17 protein-coding genes are annotated in these 20215 nt (G+C 69.3%); 7 read left to right on the top strand and 10 right to left on the bottom strand.

The features are described 5' to 3' along the window. Positions 1-131: 131 nt before the first annotated feature. Positions 132-1256 carry a Gfo/Idh/MocA family oxidoreductase gene (locus Q9R33_RS07570; RefSeq protein WP_311293351.1) on the bottom strand — a complete coding sequence of 375 codons (1125 nt, stop codon included), beginning with the start codon at positions 1254-1256 and terminating at the stop codon, positions 132-134. After that, positions 1253-2077: a sugar phosphate isomerase/epimerase gene (locus Q9R33_RS07575; protein ID WP_157549322.1), complete on the bottom strand. Its 825-nt coding sequence runs from the start codon at positions 2075-2077 to the stop codon at positions 1253-1255. Before Q9R33_RS07575 ends, Q9R33_RS07570 begins: the two co-directional genes overlap by 4 nt. A 245-nt stretch (positions 2078-2322) precedes the next feature. Here Q9R33_RS07575 and Q9R33_RS07580 point away from each other — a divergent pair, with 245 nt between their 5' ends. Continuing rightward, positions 2323-4575, top strand: coding sequence for a zinc dependent phospholipase C family protein (locus Q9R33_RS07580; protein WP_311293352.1), 2253 nt, complete (start codon positions 2323-2325; stop codon positions 4573-4575). A 7-nt stretch (positions 4576-4582) separates the two neighbouring features. On the opposite strand, the gene Q9R33_RS07585 is transcribed toward Q9R33_RS07580, so the two are convergent. Beyond that, complete coding sequence (locus Q9R33_RS07585; protein ID WP_311293353.1) at positions 4583-5293, bottom strand: lysophospholipid acyltransferase family protein; 711 nt, start codon at positions 5291-5293, stop codon at positions 4583-4585. A gap of 99 nt (positions 5294-5392) precedes the next feature. Here Q9R33_RS07585 and Q9R33_RS07590 point away from each other — a divergent pair, with 99 nt between their 5' ends. Then, positions 5393-6274 (top strand): aldo/keto reductase, encoded by an 882-nt coding sequence (locus Q9R33_RS07590; RefSeq protein WP_310244682.1) that lies wholly within the window; start codon positions 5393-5395, stop codon positions 6272-6274. Between the two features lie 67 nt (positions 6275-6341). Here Q9R33_RS07590 and Q9R33_RS07595 read toward each other — a convergent pair whose 3' ends face one another. From Q9R33_RS07595 to Q9R33_RS07610, 4 genes are all read right to left on the bottom strand, one after another. Beyond that, on the bottom strand, positions 6342-7235 hold the full coding sequence (locus Q9R33_RS07595; protein ID WP_311293354.1) for an ABC transporter permease: 894 nt from the start codon (positions 7233-7235) through the stop codon (positions 6342-6344). After that, positions 7222-8163 carry an ABC transporter ATP-binding protein gene (locus Q9R33_RS07600; protein WP_311293355.1) on the bottom strand — a complete coding sequence of 314 codons (942 nt, stop codon included), beginning with the start codon at positions 8161-8163 and terminating at the stop codon, positions 7222-7224. Before Q9R33_RS07600 ends, Q9R33_RS07595 begins: the two co-directional genes overlap by 14 nt. A 7-nt stretch (positions 8164-8170) precedes the next feature. Then, on the bottom strand, positions 8171-9217 hold the full coding sequence (locus Q9R33_RS07605) for a hypothetical protein (protein ID WP_311293356.1): 1047 nt from the start codon (positions 9215-9217) through the stop codon (positions 8171-8173). 167 nt (positions 9218-9384) lie between these two features. Further along, positions 9385-10275 (bottom strand): helix-turn-helix transcriptional regulator, encoded by an 891-nt coding sequence (locus tag Q9R33_RS07610; protein WP_311293357.1) that lies wholly within the window; start codon positions 10273-10275, stop codon positions 9385-9387. 143 nt (positions 10276-10418) lie between these two features. Between Q9R33_RS07610 and Q9R33_RS07615 the strand changes: the two genes are divergently transcribed. The 3 genes from Q9R33_RS07615 to Q9R33_RS07625 all read left to right on the top strand — a co-directional run bounded on the left by Q9R33_RS07615 (position 10419) and on the right by Q9R33_RS07625 (position 13473). Further along, the gene (locus Q9R33_RS07615; RefSeq protein ID WP_311293358.1) at positions 10419-11651 is read left to right on the top strand and encodes an MFS transporter; all 1233 of its coding nucleotides are present in this window, start codon (positions 10419-10421) and stop codon (positions 11649-11651) included. Between the two features lie 25 nt (positions 11652-11676). Further along, positions 11677-12720 (top strand): zinc-binding dehydrogenase, encoded by a 1044-nt coding sequence (locus Q9R33_RS07620; RefSeq protein ID WP_311293359.1) that lies wholly within the window; start codon positions 11677-11679, stop codon positions 12718-12720. Positions 12721-12792: 72 nt separating this feature from the next. Further along, positions 12793-13473, top strand: a complete 681-nt coding sequence (locus Q9R33_RS07625; RefSeq protein ID WP_311293360.1) for a DUF2461 domain-containing protein — start codon at positions 12793-12795, stop codon at positions 13471-13473. Between the two features lie 447 nt (positions 13474-13920). On the opposite strand, the gene Q9R33_RS07630 is transcribed toward Q9R33_RS07625, so the two are convergent. Together Q9R33_RS07630 and Q9R33_RS07635 are read right to left on the bottom strand one after the other, a co-directional pair. Continuing rightward, positions 13921-14223, bottom strand: coding sequence for a hypothetical protein (locus tag Q9R33_RS07630; protein ID WP_310244654.1), 303 nt, complete (start codon positions 14221-14223; stop codon positions 13921-13923). 276 nt (positions 14224-14499) lie between these two features. Continuing rightward, positions 14500-16173: an alkaline phosphatase D family protein gene (locus tag Q9R33_RS07635; protein ID WP_311293361.1), complete on the bottom strand. Its 1674-nt coding sequence runs from the start codon at positions 16171-16173 to the stop codon at positions 14500-14502. A gap of 182 nt (positions 16174-16355) precedes the next feature. Between Q9R33_RS07635 and Q9R33_RS07640 the strand changes: the two genes are divergently transcribed. Both Q9R33_RS07640 and Q9R33_RS07645 read left to right on the top strand, forming a co-directional pair. Then, positions 16356-17651 (top strand): protein kinase domain-containing protein, encoded by a 1296-nt coding sequence (locus tag Q9R33_RS07640; protein ID WP_311293363.1) that lies wholly within the window; start codon positions 16356-16358, stop codon positions 17649-17651. A gap of 292 nt (positions 17652-17943) precedes the next feature. Next, positions 17944-19515 (top strand): molybdopterin-dependent oxidoreductase, encoded by a 1572-nt coding sequence (locus tag Q9R33_RS07645; RefSeq protein ID WP_311293365.1) that lies wholly within the window; start codon positions 17944-17946, stop codon positions 19513-19515. On the opposite strand, the gene aztA is transcribed toward Q9R33_RS07645, so the two are convergent. Continuing rightward, on the bottom strand, positions 19499-20146 hold the full coding sequence (gene aztA, locus Q9R33_RS07650; RefSeq protein ID WP_056365035.1) for a zinc ABC transporter ATP-binding protein AztA: 648 nt from the start codon (positions 20144-20146) through the stop codon (positions 19499-19501). The genes Q9R33_RS07645 and aztA overlap by 17 nt on opposite strands. Between the last annotated feature and the right edge of the window lie 69 nt (positions 20147-20215).

Genomic DNA, 20215 nt, shown 5'->3' on the forward strand with positions numbered 1-20215 from the left:
ACGTCGCCGGATCGTCGTCGGGTGACGGATGCTGCGGCCCGGGGTTCGCCCTTCACCGCAGCATCCGTCACCATACGCAAGAGGCCGCGCCGCCCTGGAGGGGACGGCGCGGCCTCGTGTGCGTACGGGTGTCAGAGCGTCGCGGCGAACGGATCGAAGTCCGCGGGCACCGACGGGACGGCGTCGACGGTGGTCTCGATCGAGACGGACTGGCCGGACTCGACGGACTGCTCAGCGGAGAGCATGACGTCGAGCACGTGAAGTCCGAGCCGGCCGCTGGCGACGTGCGGGCGGTCCTCGGCGATGGCGCGCACCATGTCGAGGAGGCCGAGGCCGCGACCGACGACCGCGCCCTGCTGGGGGACGTCGATCCACTCCTGCTCGAACTTCGCACCGTCGCGCAGCACGCCGAGCGGCTTCACGTAGGCGATGCGACCCTCGAACTGGTTGGGGTCGGGCAGCACGATCGTGCCTTCGGTGCCGTGCACCTCGAAGACGCCGTGGCGCTCGAGCGCGGAGTCGAAGCTCAGCAGGCTCTGCGCCTGCTGGCCTGCCTCGAACACCGTCGTCAGCTGCACCGTCGTCGGCACCTCCACCGTGAAGTTGGTGCCGGCGATGGGGCCGAGGTGGACCGTGCGCTCGTCGCGAGCGCGCAGGCCTGCCGCGAACACGCGGGCCACAGGTCCGAGGAGGCTCACCAGGCCGCTGATGTAGTACGGACCCATGTCCAGCAGCGGGCCGGCGCCCGTGCTGAAGAGGAACGCGGGATCCGGATGCCACAGGTCGGGGCCCTGCGTCTGGAACGCGGTCTGCGCGAACAGCGGCTCGCCGATGACGCCCTCCGCGATCGCCCGCTTGGCGGTCTGGAAGCCCGGTCCGAGGATCGTGTCGGGCGCCGAGCCGACGCGCAGCCCGGCAGCGTCCGCGGCCGCCAGGATGCGGGAGACGTCGGCGAGGTCGAGTCCGACCGGCTTCTCGGTCCACACGTGCTTGCCGGCGTTGATCGCGGCCTCGGAGACCTCGACGTGCGCCGCCGGGATGGTGAGGTTCACCACGACCTGGACGTCCGGGTGGTCGAGCACCGCAGAGGCATCGCCGTGCACCGGCACGCCGTACTCCTCGGCCTTCTTCTGCGCGCGGTCGGGCAGCAGGTCGCCGACGGCCAGCACCTCGACGTCCGGGAACGACGTGAGGTTCTCGAGATAGGTGTCGCTGATGACGCCGGCGCCGATGATGCCGACTCCGACGCGGGTCATCGGACGAAGCCGCCGTTCTGCAGGAACGCGTACGACGCTGCGATGTCGGCGAAGACGTCGCCGGGCGCGTTGTCGTATTCGATGACGGCGTACTTCACGGAGGTGGCGGCGTTGAGCGCGTCGGAGAGCGCGACGACGCCATCGCCGGGGTGGGTCTGCTGCAGGCTCTTCGAGGTGAAGGCCGGCGCGTCGGGAGCGAACGGGTTGCTGGCGGGCACCAGTCCGTCCTTGATGTGGAGCGCGACCAGGCGGTCGCCGATGGCGCGGGTCAGCGCCGTGACGTCCTGTCCGCCGACGGCGGCCCAGTACAGGTCGAGCTCGATGGCGACACGGTCGTCGGTCAGCTCGAGGAAGCGCTCGAACGCGGTCTGGCCGTCGAACGAGGCCAGGAACTCCTGCGCGTGGTTGTGGTAGCCGACCGTGAGACCGAACCCGGCGGCGATGTCGACGAGGTCGTTCAGGCGGCGAGCGGTGTCGGCGACGCCTTCCTCGGTCAGCCACCGGTCGGTCGGCACCATCGGGTCGATGACCGTGGTCGCGCCGATCGTCGCGGCGGCCTCGAAGACGACCTCCGGAGCGGGCGTCGGGATCGAGCCGTCGGGAGTCCACAGCTCGTCCGACAGGAGCGGAGCGTGACCGGTCGGCGACGCGAGGCCGGCCGCGTCCAGTGCCGCGCGGATCTCCTGCGGGCGACGGACGAAGTCGAAGGCCTCGACGTTCTTCAGACCGATCGCGGCGAGCTTGTCCAGCGAGCCGGACATGTCGGCGGAGAAGGCGGCGGCCAGGGTGTAGAGCTGCACCGAGCTCTCGGGTCGAGTCACTTCGGACCCCTTTCGTACATCTTCGTGCGGATCGGCTGAACCGTGCGAAGGCAGATTAGCACAAAACCTCCACGTGGAGGTTTTGTGCTGTGGGTGATCCGTGGGCCTGGCGGAGCGGCATCCGTTCTGCTAGGAAAGGACCGTTATCGCGCTTTCGTCTGGGTTTTCACCAGGCCGACCGGGCGCGGAGCAGCGGTGGTCGAATCAGGGGAACCCACCAGTCGTCGAGTTCGAGGGGGAACTCCGTGGCCAACAGAATCACCTCCGTCGATGCTGACGGAACGCCTCACGCACTTCTCATCGACGGCGACACGCTCGTCCTCAGCGATGACGATCACGGCTCGCCGATCGACATCTCACCCGGGAACGACCCAGGGGACGTCGTCCTCTACGTGGGCGACGGGCTCGCGATCGTCGCGGATTCGGGAGGCGTCCGCGTCTCGAAGGACCCCGCAACGCCGTTCCGCGTCGATTTCGACGGACCGGATGAGACCCGGATGATGTTCCTCGGTCCGACCGGGTCCGCCCTTCATGGGTCGGGCGCGGGTGAACCGATCACCCTGGCCGACCCGTCGTCCGGAGCCGGCTGCTGGTTCCAGGTCTCCGACGTGCCCGACGCTCCCTCCGCGGGGCGCGTGCAGATGCACTGGAGCGCCGACGAGGGCCATGCGTACGACGAGGGGCACAACACCCACCTGTGGATCTTCAACCGAGCAGTGGATCTGATCATGACGCCGGGCTTCTCCCACAGCCCGAACCTCGCTCAGCTCAAGGAACTTCTCGGCCGACCCGAGTTCATCACCGGGATCCGGGACGGCATCTACGCCGCCGACAACACCGGGATCTTCGACGCCGCCACCTCGGGCTTCGTTTACAGCGCCCACTTCTACAACCCTCAGACGAAGAAGGGCCCGAACTGGGAGCCGAAGCCGGCCGCGGTCAACGCGCTCAAGTACGGCGTGAGCTACTTCGAGAAGGCGGTGAACGCGGCGGATGCCCGTGCCGGAGGACGCGCGCTCGGACTGGCGATCCACTACCTCCAGGACGTATGCCAGCCCATGCACGCCGGCCTCTACGGCAACGACCCCGGAATCAATTTCCAGCACGAGAACTACGAGCAGTGGATCGCGAATGTCCAGGACTCGTGCCGGCTGCCGCTCCACGAGCTCATGCTCAACGAGCTCAGGGTGTCGACGACCGCCGACTGGTACACGCTCGCCTCGACGAAGGGCCTCGCCGTCTTCACATCCTGGATCGGGGTTCAGACGTCGCCCATCGGAGGGCAGACCTCCACCATGCCGAAGCTCGACAAGAGAGGCGCCAACAAGCCGCACCCCGATTGGATGGCGGACGCCACGGCGATGCTGAAGCTCGCCCAACGGGTCACGACCGGCCTGCTGCTCTACTGGGCGGCGCAGTCTCCCGTGCTCGTGACAGGTCGAGACAGCACGAAAGCGATCCCCGGCGCGTTGGCGACACTCGGCGCGCCTCAGCAGGTCGTCTTTCTGTCGGCCGGGGGTTCGGATCCGGTTCGCGACCCCGACGCCGACGGCGCCCATCTCCACCAGCTCGAATGCAGGGGCGGGCGGTGGGTGGTCACCGACCTGAGCACGGTGATCGATCGGATGCTGCCTGCCTTGAGGCCGCCGACACAGCTCGCTGCGATGGGCTCACCGTCCGAGCAGATCCTCTTTCGCGGACGCGACGGTCACATCGTGGCGTACTGGTACGAGAGCTCGTGGCGTGCGTCGGACCTGACCGCGACGGCGGGAGGACCCGACGCCGACCCCGACACCTCGTTCGCGGCGCTCACGACCCCTCACCGACAGCTGTTCTACACCTCCGACGCGGACGGCCATCTGCACTGCCTCTGGTTCACCCAGAGCTGGCGCGACACCGACCTCACCGCCGCGGCGGCGGCACCCGTCCCCGCGCGAGCGACCGCCATCGCGGCACTCGCCGTCGGCCAGAGCCAGCGCGTGTTCTACACAGCGGATACGGACGGCCACGTTCACGCCCTGTGGACGGACCAGGGCGTCTGGAAGGACGCCGACCTCACGGCATCCGCCGGCGCGCCCGATCCTGCGATCACGACGCCGCTCGCCGCGCTGTCGACGAACACCCAGCTGTCGTACCTGGCGAAGCAGGACGGCCACCTCCACGCGCTGTGGTACGACGGCAAGTGGAAGGACACAGACCTCACGGCGTCCGCCGGCGGCGCGCTTCCCGCCGCCGATTCGCCGCTCGCCACGCTCGCCTCACCCCAGCCGCAGGTGTACTTCCTGTCGACGGACCGCCACATCCATGTGCTCTGGTACAGCGGGGGCTGGCGCGACACCGACATCACTGCGGCGTCGAGCGCGCCCCCCGCGGGCACCGGGAGCACTCTCGCCACGCTCGCGCAGCCGCAGGCTCAGCAGGTCTTCTTCACCGCCGAGGACGGCGGCGTGCATCAGCTCTGGTACCAAGACGCCTGGAGGCACACCGAACTCAGCTGACGGCGGCTCAGTCGCGCGACGTCGCGTTCACGCTGCCGGAGCGTTCCTGTCCGCTCAGGCGTGCGATCGCGGCCATCATGCGCTCGGTGATCTCGCGACGAGCCTTGCCGTCCGGCACGCCCTCGAGGTCGGCGAGATCGAGCGGCACGCCGAAATGCACTTCGACACGCGGCCTCCCCGGCAGCAGATGGCTCAGCGGCTTGACGCTGCCGGTTCCGATCAGCCCGACGGGCACGACCGCGGCACCTGTGTCGCGGGCCATCCACGCCGCGCCACCGTGACCCTCGTGCAGCTTCCCGTCGCGGGAGCGGGTTCCCTCGGGGAACACCGCGAACACACTCCCGGCCCGGAGGATGCTGCTGCCCGCGTCGAGCGCGGCGCGGGCATCGCGACCGGTCGCGCGGTACACCGGAACACCGCCGATCGAGGTGAAGAACCAGCGCTTGACGCGGCCGAGCGTCCCCGAGCCCGTGAAGTACGACGACTTGATGAGGAACTGCACCGGGCGGGCCGCGGATGTCGGGATGATGACCGTGTCGAGCGACGCGAGGTGGTTGCTCGCCAGCAGCACCGGCCCATGCTCAGGCACGTTCGCTCGGCCGACGATGCGCGGGCGGTACATGAGCCAGAACAACGGTCGCAGGACGACCCGCCCCAGGAAGTAGATGGTGCCCGGCCGCGGCACCGGGGCAGGGCTCGTCGAAGCGGGGGCTGTCACCTCGCCACCCTATCCGTCATCGTCGGGTGCGATCCGCATGCGGGAGAGGGTGAGCGTCAGTGCCTCCCGCCGCAGCGAACCGGTGCTTAGCGTGGGGACATGACCGTTCCGAACTTCACCCTGAACAACGGTGTCGACATCCCCGCCATCGGCCTCGGGGTTTTCCAGACTCCGCCCGCCGAGACCGTCGATGCGGTGACCGCCGCCCTCCGCACGGGATACCGCCACATCGACACCGCGGCGGCCTACGGCAATGAACGCGAGGTCGGTCGAGGCATCCGTGAGTCGGGCGTGGCGCGTGAGGACGTCTTCATCGAGACGAAGGTGTGGATCAGCGACTACGGCTACGACCAGACCCTGCACGCCTTCGACAAGAGCGCCGGAAAGCTGGGCGTCGACCGGCTCGACCTGTTCATCCTTCACCAGGCGCTGCCGTCCGCCTTCGAAAAGACGATCGCCGCATACAAGGCGCTCGAGACGCTGCTGGCCGACGGAAAGGTGCGCGCGATCGGCGTGAGCAACTTCATGCCGAACCACCTCACCGAACTGCTCGACCGCACCGACGTGGTGCCCGCGGTGAATCAGATCGAGGTGCATCCGTACTTCCAGCAGCGGCAGCTGCAGGCGCTCGACCAGGAGCACGGAATCCTCACGCAGGCGTGGTCGCCGATCGGCGGGATCACGTCCTACCGCGACTCCGCCCGACGCAGCTTCGACGAGCCGGTGCTCCTGGCCATCGGTGCGAAGTACGGCAAGTCCGCCGCGCAGGTCATGCTCCGCTGGCACATCCAGAAGGGCATCCAAGTCATCCCCAAGTCGACCCGGCCCGAACGCATCGCCGAGAACTTCGACGTGTTCGACTTCGACCTGACCGGCGACGAAGTCGCCCAGATCGACGCCCTCGACACCGGCCAGCGCGGCGGCCCCGAACCCGAAGCGATCACCCTCGAGGCCTTCGGCCGCGTCATCCCCGAGGCGTAGAGACCGGGGTACAGGCTTATTGCCGAGCGGACGCCCAAAGACCGGCCGGTCACTCGAAGGACTGCGGTTACGTCAGCACGTCTCGGGTCGTGAACCGCCAGACCGCGAGTGCCCCCGCGACGACGATCCAGACCGCTTGCAGCAGCGCATTGTCGAGGAACGAGTCCCACGAGATCGGCGAGCGCAGCAGGTCGCCGAAGTCGAGCCAACGGTCGGTGAAGAGGTAGGGGTGAACCGCCGACAGCTGCGGGATCTGACCGACGATCTGCGCCGCGACAGCGAGGATTGCGGTGGCCGCCATGGCACCGACCGGCACCGTCGTGAGGGTCGAGAGCAACACGCCGATCGCCGCGAGCCCCAGCATCGACACCGACACGTATGCGACGACGGCAAGACAGCGGACCAGTCCCTCGGCGAGGCTCACCTGCGTCCCGCTGAGCAGGGTCAGCGGGCCGGCGCCGAAGAGGATCGCGCCGACGATCACACCCACCGCGACCACCGCGAAGGTCGCAATCACGCAGAAGACCGCGGCGACGACGTACTTGACCGCGAGGAGCGCGACGCGCCCCGAAGGTGCGACCAGCAGGTAGCGAAGGGTGCCGAGGCTCGCATCGCCGGCGATCGTGTCGCCGGCGACGACGCTGATGGTGAGGGGAAGGAAGAGCGGGGTCGCGATCGTCAGCGCGGCGAGGCCGACGAAGACGCCGTTGTCGGTGATCTGATCGAGGAACGCCGGCCCGCGGCCTGCACGGGTGCCGCCCGCGATCCGCACCGCGACGCCGAGGAGGATGGGGACGAGGCACAGCGCTCCGAGCATCATCCACGTGCGGAGGCGGCGGAAGAGCGTCGCCAGCTCACTTCCGAGAAGACCTGGAACCCCGCTCCCGCGCGCCACGCTGCGCGACCCGGACGCCGTCGGAGCGGCGTCGGTCAGCCGAGACGCGGCATCACGCGACGACATCGAAGCCCTGCCCCGTCAGCTCGACGAATCTGTCCTCGAGGCTCGTCCGCTCGACCGTGATGCCGCGCACACGCACATCGGCACGCACGAGGGCCGCGACGAGGTCTTCCGGCTCGGGCCCGTGCTCGCCGAGCGTGCCGACGAGCGTGAAGGGCGCAGCATCCGTCGTCTGAATCCCCGCGTTCGCGAGCACTTCTCTCGCGCGCGCGACGTCGGGGGTCTGCAGCTGCAGGCGGCCCGCGCCGTCGCCGCGGCGCAGCTCGTCGAGCGTGCCCGAGGCGACGAGCCGCCCCGCGCTCATGATCCCGGCGTGCGTGCACACCTGCTCGACCTCGGCGAGCAGGTGGCTCGAGACGAACACGGTCGCCCCCTCGCCGGCGAGCGAGCGGATGAGTCCGCGCACTTCGCGCGTCCCCTGCGGGTCGAGCCCGTTCGTCGGCTCGTCCAGCACGAGCAGCGCGCGGGGAGTGAGGAGGGCGTTGGCGATGCCGAGGCGCTGCTTCATCCCGAGCGAGTAGGCGTGCACCTTCTTGTCGGCCGCCGTGGTCAGTCCGACGCGCTCGAGCGCCTCGTCCACGCGTCGACGACGGGAAGTGGATGCCGTGTGCCGGGCCGCCGCGTCGAACCGGTGCAGATTCTGCCTGCCGGTGAGGAACGGGGCGAACGCCGGACCCTCGACGAGTGCGCCGACCTGTGGAAGCACGGTATGAAGTGCGTCGGGGACGGGCTGCCCCAGCACGTGCGCCTCACCCGCGGTCGGACGAACGAGGCCGAGGAGCATCCGGATCGTCGTCGTCTTACCCGATCCGTTCGGCCCGAGGAACCCGAACACCGAACCATGCGGCACGTCGAGCGCGACCGCATCCACGGCGGTCTGCGCGCCGAACCTCTTGGTCAGACCGGAGGTCTGGATCGCGAGATCGGCCACCGCGGGCTCAGTCGCCGGCCGCGACGTGTGCGAGGTGATCGGCGCTGACGGCACCCGCGAACACGCGGCCGTCGTCCGCGAAGTACACCGTCACGAGCGCCGTCTCGAGCACGCGACCACCCGCGACCGGACGGGTCAGGCTCTCGAGCGTCGCCTGCTGCTGGCTCGTCGCACCCGAGGTGCTGGTGTCGGCCGGCGGAAACTCGACGACAGCGGTCCAGCCTTCGCCATGCACGACCGGCTGATGCGCGGCATCCGTTCCCGTATCGCCCTGGCCGTGCGTTGCCCCGTGGTCCGGGGCCGACAGCGTCTTGTTCTCAACGGTGTATCCCGACGCGGGAGTGTACGTGAGCGTCGCGGGGTCGGGCGCAGCGAAAGAGACGTCCGTGAACTCGATGTCGAACGCGGGCTGGTCGGCGCCGCGGGCGGCGATGGATGCTGCGAGCGCAGCGCCCGTCTCACCGTCGATCGCGAAGCGCACCTCGCCGACGAGGCTGGTGGCGTCGTCCGGCACGAGCACGAGCTCGTACACGTCACGGCCTGCCACGCGCCCGTCGGTTCCTACCGAGATCTCGGTCGAGTCGCCGAGCTTGGTGAGGGCGTCGTCGAGCATCTGCTGCGGGGTTTGTGCCGTCGCGTCAGGCTGCTGCTGCGGAGCGGTCATGTCGCCGCTCGCCGTGTAGTGCGTCGCAGTCTTGGTCTCGGAGTCGACGAACCAGCCCTCCCCCGCGGCCCGGTCGATGTACACGTCGCGTTCGGCAAGGCGATCGAGCACCTGCACGCGCGACTTGTCGCCATCGAGATAGACCTTGGCCGTATGCGAACCGGTGAGGAGCTCGATGGCGTCGGAGGCGTCTGCGCTCGAATCCGCTGTGTCCGACGGGCCCGTCAGGCTCGACAGGTCAGGCAGACCGAGATCCGACGTCTGCTCGATGGTTCCGGTCATCGCGGTGACATCGCTCGCGGCGGCGAACTCGAGGAGCTCGGCGGGAGTCTTGTCGGGAAGGTTCACCTGGGCATCCGCGGCTGCCGGGATGACCACGGCCGCAGTCACGGCCGCGGCCAAGACGAATGCGCCGGCGATCGGGAGCCAACGAGCTGGTGACCGGGGCGGATGCCGCCTATCCATGGGGAAAGGGTACGCCTCGGCGCCGACTCGCGGGCCTATCCTCCTGAGTTCGATACCCCCGGCGATGCCGGCGGGTGCCGGATCCGCCCCCCCTACGTCGACAGGGTCTCGCCGGGGGCGTTCGTCGCGGTCCAGCTCGCGAGGAGCTTGATCCGGTCCTCGTGAGGGGTGCCCGGCTCGGCGGTGTAGAGGTTCAGGGTCCGCGCCGCGCGGTTCGGGTTGGCGAGCTCGGCGGATTGATAGGTGAGCTCGAGGTTGCCGACCACGGGGTGGCGGAGGCGCTTGAGTCCTTCGTGGCGGCTGCGCACGTCGTGAGAGGACCACAGCCCGGTGAAGTCGTGGCTGCGAGTGGAGAGCTCTCCGATGAGCTCGCGAAGCGCGCGGTCGTTGGGTTCGCGCCCGGCCTCCGCTCGGAGCAGGGCGACCGTGGCGGATGCTCCCCCTTCCCAGTCGACGAAGAAGTCGCGAGCTGCGGGGTCGAGGAAGTGGAAGCGGGCGAAGTTCGCCCGGTCGCCGACGGCGGTCGGGCTCTCGAACATCGGCGCGTGCAGGGCGCGGGCCAGGGCGTTGGTGGCGAGGACGTCGAGCCGGCCGTTGCGGAGGAACACGGCAGACAGCGTCACGGAATCGATCAGCCAGCGGACCGGACCGTCGAGGCCCCCATCCTTGGGACGAGGCTGGCGCCGCACCGTGGGGCGGGCGGCTTTGGCCAGATCGAAGAGGTACTCGCGTTCGTCGTCGTTGAGCTCGAGAGCGCGCGCCACGGCTCCGAGGACCTCTTCCGAGACGCCGGTGATGTGCCCCTTCTCCAGGCGGGTATACCACTCCGTGCTCACCCCGGACAGCACCGCGACTTCCTCGCGCCGCAGGCCCGGCACGCGTCGGCGGCTGCCGGCGGGCAGCCCGACCTGCTCGGGGGCGATGCGTCCGCGCCGGCTGACGAGGAAGTCCCGGATGTCATCGCGGTTGCTCGGGCTCTCCATTCCCCCACGGTAACCCCGGGCACGGCTGCGTAGGGGGTGGCGCCTGTACCCCCTATAAGCCCGACCTCCCGCGCATTCGAGCGCCGGGATGTGATGGATGCTGTCGCCGCGAGATCCGCGGACATCCGAAGGAGCTGCCACCGATGACCACCGACGGCATCCAGGCCACCCGGCCACGAGAGACCGCCCCGTCGACCGACCCGTCGCGGACGCGACTGCCGCTCGTCGTGTACGTGCTCGCGGTGGGGACGTTCCTGATGCTGACGACGGAGTTCGTGGTTGCCGGCATCCTTCCCGAAGTCGCCACGGATCTGCAGATCTCACTCGCGCAGGCGGGAAGCCTCATCACAGTGTTCGCCGCCGGGATGATCATCGGGGCCCCGCTGATGGCGCTGCTCACGATGCGGATGTCGAAGCGACTCACCCTGATCACCGCGATGCTGATCTTCGTCGCGGGGCACATCGCCGTCGCCCTCACCTCGGACTTCGCCATCCTGCTCGGCGCCCGCTTCGTCACCGCGGTGGCGACCGGTGCGTTCTGGGCGGTCTCGGCTGTGGTGGCCACCCGCGCGGCCGGTGCGAGCGCAGGCGCTCGCGCCCTCGGCGTCGTCACCGCCGGCGGCGCACTGGCGACCGTCCTCGGCGTCCCCATCGGCGCGTTCATCGCGCAGGCGGGCGGTTGGCGCACCACCTTCTGGGCGCTCGCCGTCGCCGCCGTCATCGCGACCGTTCTCGTCGCCCGTCTCGTACCCTCGGATGACCCGAACCAGCCTGTCGCGTCACTCCGGCGCGAACTGGGCGGGCTTCGCTCAGGCCGCCTGTGGCTGGCGCTGCTGGCGTGCATCACCACGACCGGCGGAGTGCTGGCCGCATACTCCTACATCGCGCCGATCCTCACCGATCAGGGCGGCGTCGATGCGGGCTACGTCCCGCTCGTGCTCACCGGGTTCGGCATCGGCTCGTTCGTCGGCACGGTGCTGGGCGGCCGCTACGGCGACCGTCATCCCGGCCTCGTCACCATCCTCACTCCCGCCGTGACCACCGCGATCCTCGCGGCGATCAGCGTCACCACGGGCGCTCCGCTCGTCATGACGGGGCTCGTGGTCCTGCTCGGCCTGTTCGGATTGAGCGCTAACGGCGTGCTCATCCATGTCGTCGTCCGCTCCGCCGGGCCGGCCGCGACCCTCGGCTCCGCGCTCGCGGTCTCGGCGTTCAACGCCGGCACCGCCATCGGCACCACGATCGCCGGTGCCGCTCTGTCCAGCCCGCTCGGCGTCCACGGACCAGCGGCCATCGGGGCGGTCATCGTCGCGCTCACCCTCATCCCCACCGTCGCGCTCGCGGTTCTGCGTCACCGCAGCCCCGAGCGCTCCTGACCCCCAACTGCAAAGGAACCCGAATATGCGTGCCACGCTCATGTACGGTGCCGGCGACGTCCGCATCGAGAACGTCCCCGACTCCCGCATCAAGAACCCCACCGACGCGCTCGTGCGGATCACCGCATCCTGCATCTGCGGGTCCGACCTGCACCCCTATCACTCGATGGATGCTGCGGCCGCACCGGCCCGCATGGGTCACGAGTTCATCGGCGTCGTAGTAGAAGTCGGGTCCGACGTCGTGACGGTGAAGGAGGGCGACCTCGTCGTCTCCCCCTTCGCCATCTCCGACAATGTCTGCGAGATCTGCAAGGAGAACCTGCAGACCTCCTGCCTGCACCACGAGGCCGGCTTCTGGGACGGCATCCCCGACGAAGGCGGCCAGGCCGAAGCGGTGCGTGTGCCGCTCGCCGACGGCACCCTCGTCAAGCTGCCGGTGGCCGCCGACTCGACTCTGGTCCCGTCGCTGCTCACCCTGTCGGACGTGTTCGGCACCGGCTACCACGCCGCGGTCGCCGGCGGCGTGAAGGCCGGCTCATCGGTCACCGTGATCGGCGACGGCGCGGTCGGACTGCTCGCTGTGCTGTCAGCGAAGCGCCTCGGCGCCGAGCAGATCATCCTCATGGGCCGCCATCAGGTGCGCACCGACCTCGGCAGGGAGTTCGGTGCGACCGATGTGGTCTCCGCCCGGGGCGAGGAGGGCATCGCCCAGGTGCGCGATCTCACCGGCGGGCACGGCACCCATGTGGTGCTCGAGGCCGTCGGCTACATGGCCGCGTACGAGCAGGCGCTCGGCGTCGTCCGTCGCGGGGGCGTGATCAGCCGCGTCGGCGTGCCGCAGTACGAAGACGCACCGATCGGCGTCGGCAGTCTGTTCCGCCACAACATCCGGCTCGCCGGCGGCCCTGCGCCCGTCCGCGCGTACATCGACGAGCTGATGCCCGACATCCTCGATGGGAAGATCGACCCCGGCAAGGTGTTCGACGCCACCACCGATCTCGACGGCGTACCGGCCGGATACCGAGACATGGACCAGCGCACCGCGCTCAAGGTCCTCATCACCCCGTGACCTCGCCGGGCGGCGAGAGCCCGTGGTGCCGGTCGGCTATTGCCCTCGGCATCCGCTCGTTACGATCGGCGGGTGGGATTCGAAGGACTCGATCGCGACGCCGTCTCGTTCTACGCCGAGCTTCGCGCCGACAACACGAAGACGTGGTGGACGGCCAACAAAACCCGCTACGACACGGCCGTTCGCGGGCCGTTCGAAGAGCTCGGTGCGGAACTCGAGCCCGAGTTCGGCGCGGTGAAGATCTTCCGCCCGTACCGCGACGTCCGGTTCAGCGCCGACAAGACGCCCTACAAGCTGCACATCGGCATGGTCTCGCAGGCGCGAGTGGCGCACTATGTGCAGCTGAGCGAGGAGGGCCTGATGCTGGGCGGCGGCGTGTATGACGTGCCGCCCGCGGCGCTGGCCCGCTTCCGCGAAGCCGTCGACGATCCGCGCACCGCCGAGGATCTCGACGCGCTGCTCGCGGAACTGCGCGGCGCGGGCTTCGAGCTCCTCCGCGACGACGCCCTCAAGACCGCGCCTCGCGGCTACCGAGCCGACCACCCGCGCATTGAGCTGCTGCAGCTCAAACGACTCGCGGTCGGCAGGCGCGAGCCTCCCGCCGATTGGATGTGGACGCCCGACGCGTACGACATCATCGCCGACGACTGGCGCACCGTCTCGAGCTGGTGCGCCTGGCTGACCGAGACGCTCGGCCCCGAGCTGCTCGAGGCCGCACAGTCGTCGCGGCGGGGTCGCAGCGACCGGACGTGACGACCGCGGCTCAGCACATCGCGGGCCGTGAACCCCCAGACGGCGCGTGCTCCCGTGACGACGATCCAGACTCAGCGAGGTGCGCGCAGGGGGAGATGCGGAACAGCTCGAAGGGCGCGGCCGCCCGCCGATCGCCCCTGTCGGACATCACCAGTCCGCGATCAGGCCCGACCTGATCATTTCGGCGCGCAGGTCATCTTCGAGATCGTCGGCCTGATCACGAAGGGAATGGTCGTGGTCGTCCCGGCTGCTCGCTGCGATCGCGCCTGATCTGGCCATCTCGTCGGTACCTCCGTGATGTGGACGATTCCACTCTCACCGATCACGCGTGCCTGAGGTCGGGGGTTGACAGCGCGTCGGACGTTCGCGAAGGGTGGCTGAGGCGGTCCACCCCACCGTCGCCGCTCGGTGGCAGCGGCACCCACCACCGGAGCGGCGGCGGTTGCCTCAGGCGGGGATGCGCTCCCTGACCGGCGGCCGGTGCGGGATCGGAATCGGGCGCCGCGCAGCGGGCCGTCGCGGGGCCGTGACCCTGTCGATGACCGCGTCGAGGACGTCAGAGGGGCACATGAAGTGCTCCGCGAGCCCGAGGTCGCGCAGCCACACGACGTCGTATTCCAGGTCGTCAACCTCATAGACGTGTGCCACCACACGTTCAGTGTGGCTCTCGGGCAGAGAGAGGTCCTCGATCAGCCATTTGATAGAGGAGACCCTGCGCATCTCGAATCGAGGGTTCGGTTCAGTTGACATTGTTCGCCTCCGATCTGGATCACCCAGCAGAAAGCGCCCGCCTGTCACGTCCGCAGCACGCACGTCACCGTGCGACTGCCCGCAGGACGGACTCCCAGAACCCCGGACGTACGAACGCGAGCACTCCCGCCGGAATGTGGTCACTTCAAGGATAGGAAGCTGGGTTGGCACTCTCAAGGGGTGAGTGCCAACTCTTCCGCGCTCGCCAGAGGTTCTCGCGGAGGGTCGACGAGTTCGAGCCCCACGCACGCCGGAGCCGAACCCGTCCGCAGCCGCTCAGGACGAAGCTCTGGAGTCCCTCTTCGCGGGCACCGTGATGGCTGCCACCTCCTCGAGACGAGGATGCCGTTCGTCCCCGTCCTCGACCACCCCGGTGTGCCATGTCATCGTGAGTCCATCGGGTCCGTCCTGCAGCAGCGCGAGGTTGTTGTCGAACCACGGACCCTCTACCGTCCTCCAGCGGAAGGGCGGGTCGGGAACCTTTGCGGAATGCGCGGCTGCAGCGCCCAGCGGCGTCGCTGCGCCGTACGACATCGCCACCGAGAACCAACGCAGGAAGCGGGGCAACGGATTTCGAACCGGTGAGCAGACTGCCTGCAAGATGCGACTGCCGTCCTGGCGCTCTACCTCCGCCAGGTACGAGTAGTGCACGTCGCCGGAGAGGAAGGTCACCGTCAGCGGCGACGGGCCGCGGGTGCCGTCCGCGAGCTCCGTCGCAATCCCCGCAACCGCCTGGAAGCTGTTCTGGAACGCCGCCCAGTGCTCCAGGTCGAATGCCTGCCTCAGCCGTTCCCCGACCCACGCGGCCGGTCGACCCCAAGCGCCCTGTGCGATCGCCTCATCCCATGCCTCGACATGGTGCAAACCCAGCGGCAGAAGGATCGGGAGCGAGGTGGCGACCAGAACGTGGCGGAATCCGCCCCGCATCTGACGGTCGAACCACGCCAGCTCTTGACCGTTGAGCAGTCCCCGAGCCGACGGAGTGAGGTCTCTCGAGACGCGTGAATCCAGGACGATCAGCCGCGTTCCATCGAAGTCCCGGGAGTAACTCCAGCGATAGCTGTCGGGGTCCTTGTCGCACCGGTCAGCGAACTCGTCCAGCGCAGTGCTCAGGTCGGGAGAAGGGGCGTCGTGGCGCCGCCCGATGACCTGCTGCCACATCTGGTCAGCGGCACGTTCCCGGGGGGACAAGTTGCCGAGGTGCTGGTACACCCAGTACGACGCCAAGCCGGCGACGATGCGCTCGTGCCACCAGGTGGTGGCTTGCATCTTCCGCTTCCAATCGAGCGAGGCGTTCCAGTCATCGCGGATGTCGTGGTCATCGAAGATCATCGCGCTCGGCACGCAGGAGAGCAGCCACCGATTCGCATCGTCCGACCAGGCCAGTTGGTACAGGTGGGCGTATTCTTCGAAGTCTTTGAGCTCCTTGCCTGGTTCCTCATGGATGTCGCGGCGGCTGCGGATGAATGCCTGCATCTCCTTCGTGGTGGAGTCGGCGTACACCTGGTCGCCGAGGAAGAGCAGCATGTCCGGTCGGTCCACGCGGCCGTCGGCCACCGCAAGCGCAAAGGCGCGCAGCGAGTCGACGCCGTGGGTTCGGTTGCCTGACCGGTCGTGCGGGACGCTGGTACGGCACGATCCGTAGGCGATCCGCGACCGTTGCCCGGGCGCACGCGTGGCGATCACTGATGCCGGATACTCAGAGCCTGGCTCCGGCCAGACCGAGACCCCGTCGATCTCGATCTCGTACGGTGAGACGCTGCCGGGCTCGAGCCGGTCGACTTCAACGAGCGCGTAATGGTGGCCGTGCACGGCGAAGCTGCGGGCCTGCCACGATCGCCCCTCGGCATGGACACTCACCAGACATTCGGCTCGCGTCTCCACCCAGATAGCGGCCGACGTCTCATCGACATAGCGCAGCATCGGCCCCAACACGAGCGGGGATCCCATGAACCCGTTCTACCGCGGTCACACCCCAGCGGCCAGAGGTGCCTGCGTCGACCGCGCCCTCGAGCGCCGCCGTCGTCATCTCCCACGGCTGCGCGGAACCGTCAAGGGCACGGCGCGGTACCTGCGCAGCGGGTAGCGTCGAAGGGGCTGTCGCGGGCTCGGTCCGCGGCGAGGAGGAACCGATGGCAGAAGCGAACGCCGACGACACGGCGCCGCTGATCGACGGCCGCTATCGACTCGGCGACCTCGTGGGCGAAGGCGGCATGGCCCGCGTCTACCGCGCGGAGGACGTTCTGCTGGGCCGCACGGTGGCGATCAAGCTCATCCGGCCAGGAATAGACGGCGCTTCGTCGGAGCGCGCGCGCAGCGAGATGACGGTGCTCGCTTCGCTGAACCACCCGTCGCTCGTCACACTCTTCGATGCCAGCCTCGTGCCCGGTCAGCCCGAGTACCTCGCCATGGAGTTCGTCGACGGCCCGACCCTCGGTGCTCGACTGGCCTCGGGCGGGCCGCTGCCACCGCACATCGTGGGTCACCTCGGGGCCGAGCTCGCCGAGGCCCTGCACGTCGTCCACAAGGCCGGCGTCGTGCACCGCGACATCAAACCCTCCAACGTGCTCCTGAGCCCGCCGCAGATCCCGGGCGCGCGCCCGCGCGCGAAGCTCGCCGACTTCGGCATCGCCTACCTGCTCGACACGTCGAGGATCACCTCGCCGGGGCTGGTGATCGGAACGGTGGCCTACTTGGCCCCCGAGCAGCTCCGCGGTGACCCGCCCACACCCGCGGCCGACATCTACTCGCTGGGTCTGGTGTTCCTCGAGGCGCTCACGGGCGAGCGGGTGCACCCGCAGGGTGGCGGCATGGCAGCCGCGGTGGCTCGCCTCGAGAGCCGGCCCGAGATCCCCGCCTCTCTGGATGAGCCGTGGATCGAACTGCTGACACGGATGCTGCACCCCGATCCTTCGCAGCGACCGACCGCCGCCGAGGTCGCGGCTGCGACCGGCAGCCTCGCGCAGCACACTCCTGCCGCCGGGTCGTTCGCCGCGACGACCGGGGCCACCGTTCCGTTCACGGCGCCGACGCTGATCGCTCCAGCCGGGGGCGTCATCGCTGCCTCGTCCGGGCGAGCAGAAGCGGCAGCCCTCGCGCCGGACGCAGCCGGAAACAAGGCCCGACGCAAGCGCCTCATGGCCACACTTGCGGGCGCGCTTGCGGCCGTTGCCGTCCTCGTCGGAGCGGTCGCCGGGATCGCGGCGCTCAATCAGCCGGAGCCCGCGCCGGCGCCTGTGGTGACGACCCCGGCAGCGCCCGACCCGTCCGACTCCCCGCCCGCCGAGGTGAACACCGGGACCGGGGGCGGCGAAGACTCGGGCGTGACCGAGGAGGAGCGTAAGCAGGCTGAGCGGGAGCAGCGCAAGCAGGCCCAAGAGGAGGAGAAGCGGCTCAGGGAAGAGCAGCGGGAGGACGACGACGACTGATCGCCACGCAGAGACCGTGCGACGGTCGGCCCGCTTTCAGACGTGAAGATCTCGTCGCGAGGCCCCGCTGCGCGATGTCAGGTCTGATCCGAGCTGCCGGTCGCGGTGAAGAGGGTCCCCTGCGCCGCAGCGGAGCCCGACTCGCCTCCGCCCCGTCCCTTCGGGCGGGCCGTCGCCACAGGTCCCTCCGCTCGGACGAGCCGGCGCCCCGCGGAACCGGCGCCTCAGATCCGATCGGAGCGGCGCTCCGAACAACCGTCGAGCACTCGGCTCGTGGATTGGGGGGTGCACGGTGACCGTACGTCGCCCGCGCAGGTTCTTCGCGCTCGCCGCACTCGCAGGCGTGGTCAGCGCAGCGGTGTTCCTCGCTGCTGCCGAGGTGCTCGCCCTCTTGGTGGCGCACGATGCCAGTCCGATCCTGGCCGTCGGATCGTTCGTGATCGACGTCGTGCCGCAACCGCTGAAGGAACTCGCCATCTCCACGTTCGGCGAGTTCGACAAGGTCGCCCTGCTGGCAGGACTCGGGCTCGCGGTGGTGATCGCCTCCGCGATCGCGGGGGTGCTGCAATTCGCGAGGCCGCCCCTCGGCGTCGTCGCGCTCGGTCTCGCCGGGGCGCTCTCGGTCGCGGCGATCGTGACACGGGCCGGCGCCACCCCGCTCGCGTTCCTGCCGCCGGTGATCGGAGCGGTCGCGGGTTCGATCGTGCTGGTCGTGCTCTGCCGGCACCTTCGAGGATGGCAGAGTGCGATCGTTCCGCCGGAGCCTGATGAGCAGGCGAGCACGAGTCGCTCGGGTGTGGATCGGCGCCGGTTCTTCGTCATCGCCGGTGTCGCCGGTGCGTCCGCGGTGATCATCGGCGTGACGGCGAGAGCCGTGAGCATGGCCACCTCGTCCGTGGAGGCGGTTCGGCGTGCCTTGCGCCTCCCCGCGGCACGATCGACCGTGACGGTGCCTGCGGGCGCGGAGTTCGACATCCCCGGCCTCACGCCCCTGTTCACGCCCAATGGGGACTTCTACCGGGTCGACACGGCCCTCACCGTGCCCACCGTGAATCCCGACAGCTGGCGGCTGGTGGTCGACGGCATGGTCGACCGACGTGTCGAGCTCGGCTTCGAGGAGCTGCTCGCGATGGGGCTGGACGAGTACGCGATCACGCTGACCTGTGTGTCCAACGTGGTCGGCGGCGAGCTCGTCGGAAACGCCATGTGGCTGGGCGTGCCGGTGCGCGACGTCCTCCGCCTCGCCGGGCCGCGATCCGGCGCCGACATGGTGCTCTCTCGCAGCGTCGACGGCTATACGGCCAGCACCCCGCTGTCCGCCCTCACCGATGACGGGATCGACGCGATCCTCGCCGTCGCGATGAACGGCGAGCCGCTGCCACTCGAGCACGGATTCCCCGTCCGGATGGTGGTGCCCGGTCTCTACGGCTATGTCTCGGCCACCAAGTGGCTGACCGAGCTGAAGGTCACCACGTTCGCGCAGGACGAGGCCTACTGGACGCCCCGCGGCTACAGCGCGGAGGCGCCGATCAAGTTCTCGTCGAGGATCGACACCCCGAAGATCGGCAAGCCGGTCGCGGCGGGCCGCATCCCGATCGCCGGCGTCGCATGGGCGCAGTCCGTCGGCATCCAAGGCGTCGAAGTGCGCATCGACGACGGCGCCTGGCAGCCCGCGACACTCTCGACTCCGATCAACACCGACACGTGGGTGCAGTGGTTCCTGGAATGGGATGCCGCACCCGGCACTCACTACGTCTCGGTGCGGGCGACGAACAAGAACGGCGAACTGCAGCGCGAAGAGGTGGCACCGATCGCGCCGAACGGGTCATCGGGCTGGCAGAGGTCCCTCATCTCGGTGACCTGATGCCCGCGTCGAGGCGAACCACGACGTCCGCAGCATCGATCACCGCTTGATCGTGACTGACGCACACCACGGCGACGCCGCGATCCGCCTCCGATCTCATCGCACCGAGGATCCGTCTCGCGCTGTCCAGGTCGAGCGCGGTCGTGGGTTCGTCGAGCAGGAGGGCGTCGGCTCGGCGCGCCAACCCCTGCGCGAGGAGGGCCCGCTGCTGCTGTCCTCCCGACAGCGCCGGGAATGGCGCCCGCTGGAGGGTGGTGAGGTCGAGGCGATCGAGGGCGGCATCGACCGCCTCTCGTGCCGCGCGATCCAGCCGGCGCCACGCGCCGACCCGCCCCCACGCTCCCACAGTGACGACATCGCGCACGGTGAGCGGCAGGGTCGGCGAGATCGCCGCGCGTTGAGGCACGAAGGCCCGTGACGCCGCGCGAATCGCGACGCTGCCTGCACGCGGTGCGATCGTTCCCGCGAGCACCTCGAGCAGCGTCGACTTGCCGGCGCCGTTCGGCCCGGCGATCACGGTGAGGGTGCCCCCAGCCGCGTCGAAGTCGACGTCACGCAGTGCCGGCGTCCCGGCATGGTCCACGAAGACCGCGCGCAGAGACAGCGCTGCGGACGTCGTTCGGAAGGGCACGAGCTCAGCATAACTGCTTTTGAGAATCGTTCTCATTAACGCTACGGTCGTCGCTCGTGACCTTCATGA

This window comes from Microbacterium sp. PRC9 (assembly GCF_031844125.1).
GTDB lineage: Bacteria > Actinomycetota > Actinomycetes > Actinomycetales > Microbacteriaceae > Microbacterium.